Source organism: Odoribacter sp. N54.MGS-14, from assembly GCF_000980295.1.
Classification (GTDB): domain Bacteria; phylum Bacteroidota; class Bacteroidia; order Bacteroidales; family Marinifilaceae; genus Odoribacter; species Odoribacter splanchnicus.
The window spans coordinates 1-6,698 of record NZ_LARL01000105.1 but is presented as its reverse complement, the minus strand read 5'-3'; the positions used below and the strand labels follow the sequence as shown (position 1 = coordinate 6,698).

Genomic DNA, 6,698 nt, shown 5'->3' with positions numbered 1-6,698 from the left:
GTCATAACTCAATCTGTTTTCTGTTACAAATTTATTCTTTTTATACGTAACTGTCAGATTAAGTCTTGACTATTACATCACAATAAATTGCTTTATTGTGTGACAAATATAGTCAAATTTAGACGTCCTACAAACGTTTTCCGGGGTGTCGTCAAACAAATGTATATAAAACTCTATACTCAACAAGATTTTTAGGAAATAACTCCGATGAGAATTTCAAAATTGTATTTTCACCTCTCCACTTACAACATATAACAATCAGCACAACTCCATATTTCCATTTGACATATTTGCTATTCTTTTTTGATTAGTTATCAGATAGATATATTCTTTATTTTACCCCATCTTCATTGTTATTCTATACCTATCATCCACCTCATCATTTAATGGTATCATCACTTATTTGTTAAATTCTCCATACCCATTCTTTTATGGGATAGGATATTTTCATTATCGAAGCCACCAATCATTCCTCATCACTTTTATTCTTCTATTAGGCTCTATAAGCCAAGATATTTATTAGGGAATAAATACACCGATATGATGAGGTACAATCCCTATACGGTTCTATTTCACAACTTATTTTTCTTTTAGACAGGTATATATAAAAAAGGGAACCATTTACGACTCCCTTAGTATGTTTCTTTGTACTATCACTCCTACTTTGATTCTTCACTGTCCAAATCCACATCTTCCACTTCTCCGCTTTGTAATCCCAACACATCTTTTGCATTGAGAGGAGTTACAACCTTTTCACCCGTCTTTTCTTCCAGTTCTATCCTTGCATTACGGGCAATCGTTCCACCTTGCCGGGCTACCTCTATATGCTCATTAAATGATTCCGGGTTTTGTGCTTCTGATATTTTCTTAGTAGACAGCTCTGCAAGCATATTCAACACCAATTCGGTATTAGTCATATTGTCCCGTAGATTCTCTTTCTTCAACCCTTTGAACTGTTTATATTCCTTAGCTGTCTTTCCTGCCCACGTCTTATAGATAATATCGGTTAGGGTAGCAAACTGCACACCCTCCTGCAATCCATGCCGTTTCCATTCATCCGTTAAGTCCTTACGGATTTCTATGCTTTTGAGCCGTTGATTAATCCAATTGTCGGAATATCCCAGCCGTTTATAGTCCAGCATTGCCTGCTGAATAGACAATTCCGGGTCCTGCATTCGGTCAAGCCGTTCCTTAGCTACCTGTGCCATCCACAATTTGAAAGGTTCAGCTTTAGGAGAGGGTATGGATTGTATCAATCGGAATAATTGTTCTGTATCAGCAACATCCGTCAAACGCATTTTGCCATCTTCAGCAGGTAATTTCAAACGGTTACAATTTGTAACCGTTTCATTTCCCTCTTTGGACATCCTGTTTTTCAGTACTTTCCAATAATTTCTTGCACCTTGATGATTGGGTTGTTCTGTCAATATCTCAATAACATCTACAATAGAGAAATACCATTCCTCTTTGTCGCTGTCCCATACGGTACGGACTTTCTTTTCTTCGAAGACTTTTATTGCATTCTGCTTTGTCATATCATTCTGCTTTTGATTGTTACAAATATACCTGTTAGGAATGAGTTATCCTATAATTACCGACTGTCGTTTTAGACGATTTGAGCCACCAAAATATTCTACTGAATAACTCTATCCGTTTTTAAGATTGTCTTGGCTGTACCGTTCCCATAGACGATTATTTTTATTAAAACAGTTATATACATATTTACACTTATAAATATACATTTAGGATAAACATGTATATAAACACCTAAATTTGATCTTATTCGTCGATAGTCAAATAAGATACTTCAGCTAATTACAACCCTACCAATTATTGCTTGCTTTATAAGTAAAACCAATGTATATTCCAACACCAACTCTACTATCAATCACTTTACCCCCAAAATGCTTAGTAAACAATAAGGAATCGATTTATCTATTATCTTTGCCACATGACGATTCAGCGAATAACTCCCGAAGAACTATGGTCAAGGCAGCAAATCAGCAGTCTTGACACAGACTATAAGTTGTGGGACAAAAAGAGAACCTCTATACAGGCATTTTCCCAAATAAGCCCAAGTTGTATCTTCACTGTCGATGTATTCAAAAAAAGATATGATTTTGCTTCCGATCATTTTACAGATCTTTTCGGCTACAACTCCAAGCAAATAAAAACGATCAGAAAACAGGGTAACCTACTGGAAGAAAGAATCCATCCTGACGACCGGGCGCAACTTCCCGCCTTTCAGATAGAGCACGGGCTGTTTATCTATTCACTTCCACAAGAAGAAAGGAACGATTATCAACAGGTATTTCAAATTCGTATGCAGAATGTACGGCAACAATATGTAAATGTCATCAGTCGCCACCAGGTCGTCCAAAAGGACAGGAAAGGCAAGGCTTACTCAGCAAAGAGATCGCTTATAAACTACACCTCAGTATCTATACCGTAAATAACCACCGGAAACATATTCTATCCAAACTACAAGCCGGTAATGCTATCGAAGCCATAAACCGGGCCGAGGATTACGGCCTCCTTTATTAATCACGGCAGCCAATCCAAACTATTGGTCAGCGGATGTTCCTGTCGCCACCGTTCCAATTCCTCGTAACTGCGGACATCTCCTGTAAAAACGGCATGGTATATCTCGATCCCGGGAATCATTACGCCATCTGGCACCTCATACTTGATCCGAAGTATCGTTTCCCGAAGCCCGGGTGTGAGCAGTTTTGCAATAGCGGCAGTGACATTTTCCACCACCCCGTCATATTTCGAACCTTTGCGGATGTGAATCAGATCGAATTTCCATGTATGCAGCTCCTGATCTTCATACAAAGCATGCCACTCGATACATTCTTCTTCGGTATGAACCAGGTTTTTGTATTGAATCTCTTTCAGTTTAAGCCGCTCTGCCAATTCCTGCATAACCGAAAAACTCTCCGTAATATCGAGTTTCCCGGTATAGATGTGCAGATCGATATCCCTGCTTTTCATTAACAAACCTGACTTGAGCGAACCGACCAAATGTACGGTAGCCCCGATACGTTCCCAAGCCGGAATAATACCCGTTTCATCGAGTAATTTCCAGGCATTTTGCTGATTTTGTTCTGCGAGTTCGATAATATCCATAAGAGTTTATTTTGTGGGGATAAAAATACAAAACTCCCGACGATAGCTATATAGCTACAATTAGCTATTTTTCCCCTGTTCCGGAGCAAGGGAATCATGTGAACAATAGAAAGATTGATCTTATTATTCCCCAAATAAACATTCTTATCAATAATACAAGATTATTTAAGGAATTAGCCCGGAATATTTTTAATAACTTCATCATGCAAAGCCACCGAAATAATCCCTATTTTTGTCCGGGACATTGCTGTGAAAGTGCAGAGTGGCAAAGCAAACGCTTAATAATAATCACGATGGAAGAACAAGAGCACGTTCTTTTTATAAAAAATATGGTTTGTAACCGATGTATTCTGGTTGTATCAAAAATGCTCAAAAACCTGAATTTCAATCCACTCCGGATTGAATTGGGTAAGGTTGTCATCGAAGAACCGTTGAAACCGGCAGACCGGTTTCTGATCCGGAAAGCACTTGAAGCGCTCGGGTTCGAATTGCTCGACGATAAACGCCATCGTCTTATCGAACAAATCCGTACTGCCATTATCGAACTGGTCCATTATGAAAATAATCTCTCTAAATTGAAATTATCCGAATATTTAAGCGGGAAATGTCATTACGACTACAGCTTGCTAAGTAAACTTTTTTCCGAAGAAAACGGTATCAGCATAGAGAAATACTATATTGCTCAAAAAGTAGAACGCATCAAAGAATTACTCATTTACGACGAGCTGACGATCGGCGAAATAGCCACACAGCTCCAATATTCGAGTGTCGCTCATTTGAGTTCCCAGTTCCGGCAGGTAACCGGAATGTCCCCCAGTGAATTTAAACGTCTGAAAGGTAACAAACGCTCCCCTTTGGATAAAGTGTAAGATATAAATCATATCCATAATTTTATAACAGTACATCGGCCGGTGTACCTTATCTTTGTCCGGAAAGAGATCATATAAAGGTTAAGCGTATGAAAATAAAAAAAACTTTTCCGGTGGTAGGAATGAGTTGTGCCTCTTGTGCAGCGAGAATAGATAAAGTCATTCATGAACAACCCGGCGTATATGAAGCCAATATAAACTACGCAACCGCCCAGGCCCAGGTCGTCTACGATACGGAGATCTGTTCTGTTCAGGCCTTGAAAAATGCGGTGCAAGATGCAGGATACGATCTGCTGATCGAGACAGACCAACAGGGCGAGGAGAAGGCCAAACAAATACAAAACGAAAAATACCGTTTATTGAAAATTCAGACCTTCGGGGCTATTTTATTATCGCTACCGATCATGGTCATCAGTATGGTGTTTGTGAATATTCCTTACATGAACTATGTTTTATGGTTCCTTTCGACCTGTGTCGTTTTAGGTTTCGGAAACAGATTCTACCTCAGTGCCTGGCAGCAATTGAAACACGGTACTTCCAATATGGATACCCTGGTTGCCAACAGCACCGGTATCGCTTATCTATTCAGTGTATTCAATCTATTGTTCCCGGATTTCTGGTTATCGCGGGGGATAACGCCCCATTTGTATTTCGAGGCAGCAAGCGGTATTATAGCTTTTATTCTTCTGGGCCGCTTACTCGAAGAACGGGCGAAACAAAACACCTCAACGGCTATCCGTAGACTAGCGGGTCTGCAACCCAAAACAATTACGATCGTTACCGGATCGGGCGAACAAACCGTACCGATCGAAAATGCCCGGATCGGAGATACGATAGCTGTAAAACCCGGAGAACGTATCGCTGTTGACGGGACGGTAATAAGCGGGGATTCATACGTCGATGAAAGCATGCTCAGCGGTGAGCCTATAGCCGTACACAAACAAGCCGGCGAAAAGGTATATGCCGGAACGGTGAATCAGAAAGGGGCTTTTCATTTCACTGCCGACAAAACAGGGGCCGATACCATGCTGGCTCAAATCATCCGCATGGTGCAAGATGCCCAGGGAAGTAAAGCCCCTGTACAGAAACTGGTAGATAAAATAGCCGGTATTTTCGTACCCGTTATCATCGGTATAGCCTTGTTGACTTTCGGGTTGTGGTGTTTATTCGCACCGACTGCCGGTTTTTCCCACGGTCTGCTGGCTATGATCACCGTCCTCATCATTGCCTGCCCCTGTGCCCTGGGCCTGGCTACTCCGACAGCACTCATCGTAGGAATCGGAAAGGGAGCTGAACACGGCATTCTGATAAAAGATGCGACAAGCCTGGAGATTGCCCGGAAAATCGATACGATTGTATTAGATAAAACAGGTACGATAACCGAAGGGCATCCAAGGGTCGTAAATACTTACTGGCATACAGAAACAACGGAAGCCCGGAAAATAATATACAGTCTGGAACGTTTGTCGGAGCATCCGCTGGCAGAAGCGATAGTCAGGGAATTCGGACAAGAAACATCTATTCCGGTCACCGGATTCGAAACGATACCGGGTAAAGGAATAAAAGGCCGGACAGGCGATGAAACCTATTACGCCGGAACCGCTGAATTACTCACAGACAATGGCGTCATCCTCCCGGAACCCTTAAAACAAAGGGCCGAAAGTTGGCTCAAAGAAGCCAAGACAGTCGTCTGGTTCAGTCATTCGACCCAGGCCCTGGCCATAATCGCGATCACCGACGAGATAAAACCGACCTCATTGCAAGCCATCCGGCAGATGGAAAAAATGGGGCTGACCGTTTACATGCTGACCGGAGATAATGTCGGTACAGCACAGGCTATAGCCCGAAAAGCAAACATCGGCCATTACCGGTCGGGCGTTCTTCCTCACGACAAAGCTATCTTTATCGAACAACTGCAACAAAAAGGTGCCCAGGTAGCAATGGTCGGCGACGGAATAAACGATAGCGCCGCATTGGCACAGGCAGATTTGAGTATCGCCATGGGAAAAGGAAGTGATATCGCCATGGAAACCGCCATGGTCACCATCCTTTCCTCCGACCTGCTGAAAATACCGGAAACGATCCGTTTATCACGGCTGACGGTGAAAACCATCCGGCAAAATCTGTTCTGGGCTTTTATTTACAACCTGGTCAGTATTCCTATTGCAGCAGGCATACTTTATCCGGTTTGCGGTTTCCTGCTCAATCCAATGATCGGCGGAGCAGCTATGGCATTCAGCAGTGTGAGTGTAGTAAGCAATAGTTTACGGCTGAAACGGAAAAAAATAAGCCTTATCCCGAGGGGGAACGAGGTACGGATCGAAGAAGTTGAACCTATAAATAAAAAAGTCATGAAAAAAAGATTTACTATCGACGGCATGATGTGCGGTCATTGCCGTGCACATGTAGAAGAAGCCCTGAACAGTATCGACGGAGTAAAAGCAATCGTAACGCTCGATCCTCCGGAAGCTACGATCGAATTCGCAGATAAAGAGATATCTTTAAACGAGTTGCAGCAAATAGTCCAAAATAAAGCCGGAGACTATAAATTACACGATTCAAAATAATGCACACTGCCATCCGATGAATCCTCGCAAGCACCCGGACAAACGTTTATCATTATTTGTAATAGTCAAGACTTAATCTGACAGTTACGTATAAAAAGAATAAATTTGTAACAGAAAACAGATTGAGTTATGA

General features: G+C 41.8%; 4 protein-coding genes and 1 pseudogene. 3 read left to right on the top strand and 2 right to left on the bottom strand.

What is annotated here, in order from left to right:
• Nucleotides 1-659 precede the first annotated feature (659 nt).
• A complete protein-coding gene (locus WS42_RS13935) occupies nt 660-1,535 on the bottom strand; it encodes a BRO-N domain-containing protein (RefSeq protein WP_046402688.1) in 876 nt (291 codons plus the stop codon).
• A gap of 416 nt (nt 1,536-1,951) precedes the next feature.
• On the opposite strand from WS42_RS13935, the pseudogene WS42_RS13930 reads away from it, so the two are divergent.
• A pseudogene (locus WS42_RS13930) lies at nt 1,952-2,544 on the top strand (response regulator transcription factor).
• Here WS42_RS13930 and WS42_RS13925 read toward each other — a convergent pair.
• Nucleotides 2,545-3,129, bottom strand: coding sequence for a nucleotidyltransferase domain-containing protein (locus tag WS42_RS13925; protein ID WP_022159821.1), 585 nt, complete (start codon nt 3,127-3,129; stop codon nt 2,545-2,547).
• Nucleotides 3,130-3,422: 293 nt separating this feature from the next.
• On the opposite strand from WS42_RS13925, the gene WS42_RS13920 reads away from it, so the two are divergent.
• Together WS42_RS13920 and WS42_RS13915 are read left to right on the top strand one after the other, a co-directional pair.
• Entirely contained in the window at nt 3,423-3,998 is a 576-nt protein-coding gene (locus WS42_RS13920) for a helix-turn-helix domain-containing protein (protein ID WP_022159820.1), read from the top strand.
• 89 nt (nt 3,999-4,087) lie between these two features.
• A complete protein-coding gene (locus WS42_RS13915; RefSeq protein WP_046451288.1) occupies nt 4,088-6,565 on the top strand; it encodes a heavy metal translocating P-type ATPase in 2,478 nt (825 codons plus the stop codon).
• The last annotated feature ends 133 nt before the right edge of the window (nt 6,566-6,698 follow it).